The organism is Streptomyces sp. CA2R106 (genome assembly GCF_037034245.1).
Lineage (GTDB): Bacteria > Actinomycetota > Actinomycetes > Streptomycetales > Streptomycetaceae > Actinacidiphila.
In genome coordinates this window covers 1-392 of record NZ_JBAGKC010000190.1, presented here as the reverse complement: position 1 = coordinate 392, position 392 = coordinate 1, and the positions used below count along the sequence as shown (strand labels likewise).

Genomic DNA, 392 nt, shown 5'->3' with positions numbered 1-392 from the left:
CCTCATCGGCAGCCCCGGCCAGGGCAACTACGCCGCCGCCAACGTCTTCCTCGACGCGCTCGCCGCCCGGCGCCGGCACGAGGGGCTGCCCGCCGTGTCGATGGCGTGGGGCCCATGGACCCCCGAAGTCGGCCTGACCGGGGCGCTGTCGGACGCCGACATGCGCCGCCTGGAGCGCTCCGGCATGCCGCCGCTGTCCGTGGCCCAGGGCATGCGGCTGTTCGACCGCGCGGTCGCCGCCGGTCCCCCGCTGGTGGGCCTCGGCCGGGTCGACGCCGCCGTCCTGCGCGGCCGCTCCGACCTGCCCGTCATGCTGCGCGCGCTGGTCGGCGGGCGGGCACCGCGCGCCGCGGCCGGCCGGACGCCGCAGACCGAGGGCCTGGCACGCCAGT

Annotated in this window: 1 protein-coding gene; it reads left to right on the top strand. The window is 79.3% G+C overall.

The window, feature by feature from the left end; all coding sequences use genetic code 11:
• A partial coding sequence (locus WA788_RS35680; RefSeq protein WP_335984676.1) for a KR domain-containing protein occupies positions 1-392 on the top strand: 392 nt, incomplete at both ends.